The organism is Acidovorax sp. KPB24-03 (assembly GCF_057546605.1).
Window position 1 is genome coordinate 1 of record NZ_BAAJYR010000616.1, and the last position, 1534, is coordinate 1534.

At 74.3% G+C, this 1534-nt stretch carries 2 protein-coding genes; both read right to left on the bottom strand.

The genetic code is table 11. From position 1 onward, the window contains the following. A partial coding sequence (locus tag AC27KI_RS24530; protein WP_487116367.1) for an NAD-dependent epimerase/dehydratase family protein occupies positions 1–1066 on the bottom strand: 1066 nt, incomplete at its 3' end. 4 nt (positions 1067–1070) lie between these two features. Beyond that, positions 1071–1534, bottom strand: a 464-nt coding sequence (locus tag AC27KI_RS24535; protein ID WP_487116369.1) for a DUF4166 domain-containing protein, incomplete at its 5' end; no start/stop codon positions are given.

Here is a 1534-nt window from a genome sequence, read left to right on the forward strand (position 1 = left end):
CAGGCCCCGGCCCTCGCGGCCCCAGCGACCAGGCCCATCCGCAGGCACGACCACCCGCACGGCCCAGGGCCTGTGCCGCGCCTGCCGCGCGCTCCACCTGGGCGCACAGGTCCGACTGGAAGCGCCCGGGCTGCGGCGCGCCGCGTTCGTCCAACGGGGTGTCCGCCGCGGGCACGCCGTAGAAACCCACGGCCGACGCCCCCACCAGCACGGCGGGCGGGCAGTGCAGGCGCTGCATCAGCCCCAGGAGCTGCCGCGCCGTTCCGACCCGGCTCTCGACCAGTTGCCGGCGCCGCGCGCGGGTCCACGGCCGGCCCAGGACCGGCGCGCCGGCCAGGTGGACTACGGCGTCGATGCGCGTCTCGCCCGGAATGTCCCCCAGGCGGTCCAGCGCCCAGACCTGCGGGCCGAAGGTCGCGCGGGCCTGCAGCGGATCGCGCGTCCAGACGATCACGCGCCGGCCTTCGCCTTGCAGCCGGCGCACCAGCGCCGTGCCGATGAAGCCGGTGGCGCCCGTCACCAGCACCGCAGGCCCGTGGGCGACAACGGGCAGGGGTTCAGCGGATGGCACGGCCGCCCGCAGCCGCACGACGGCGAACGCATTGCGCACGCTCCAGGCCAGCACCACCACGGCCGCCACCGTGAACAGCCAGGACCAGGCCCCGTGCCCGACCCGCACCACGCCGGTCGGCAGGGCCGCATGCGCCGCGAACAGGGGCGCGATCACGCCGACCAGCACGCCATAGCTCACCGCCAGCAGCGTGTGGAGCACCCGCTCGGCGGGGGGCAGGCGGCGGCTGCGGTCCTCCTCCAGGAAGTCCGCCGCGGTGATCACGATCTCCACCGCCAGCAGGGCCGTCGGCAGCAGCACCCACCAGCCCTGCCACTGCACCCAGGCGAATCCCAGGAAGAGCACGCCGTAGAGGGCCTCGCGCGCCGCATGCAGCAGCAGCTCGTGGCGGGCCGAGGTGCGCTGCGGCAGGCGGGCGGACCACTCGTGGTGCCAGAGGTTGTCGAACGCCCCCATCAGGGCCTGCACCGTCAGAACGATGAAAACGATGTCCATGGAATCACTCCTCGGGATCGGTGAACACACCGGTTTGAAAAAACGTGCAGCCCCACAGCGGGTGCGCCATGTCCAGGGTGAAGCGGAACGTGCCCGGCCCTTCGTCGCGGTGCTCGACCCGGCACCGCCCCGGCGTGAGCCCATCGGGAATGGGCACGCAGAACGCGCCCAGCGCCAGGAAATAGCGGCGGCTGTAGAACACCAGGGCCCCGTCCTCCACCACCACGTCGAGCGCCATGGACAGCCCGCCGCTCGTGCGCTCCTGCAGGCCGCCGTCCGGGCCGCGCAGCTTGGTCGAGCGCACGACGGCGGCGTCGCGCCGCCCCGGCAGGCGAAGGTGGCGCTCCCACACGACACCGCCGCGTGCGTCGCAGTGCACCCGCACCTCGGCGGGCACGCCGTCCTCGTCGGCATCCAGCAGCGGCCCGCCCAGCAGGCGCGAGGCCCAGGCAAAGCACCGGCCCATGC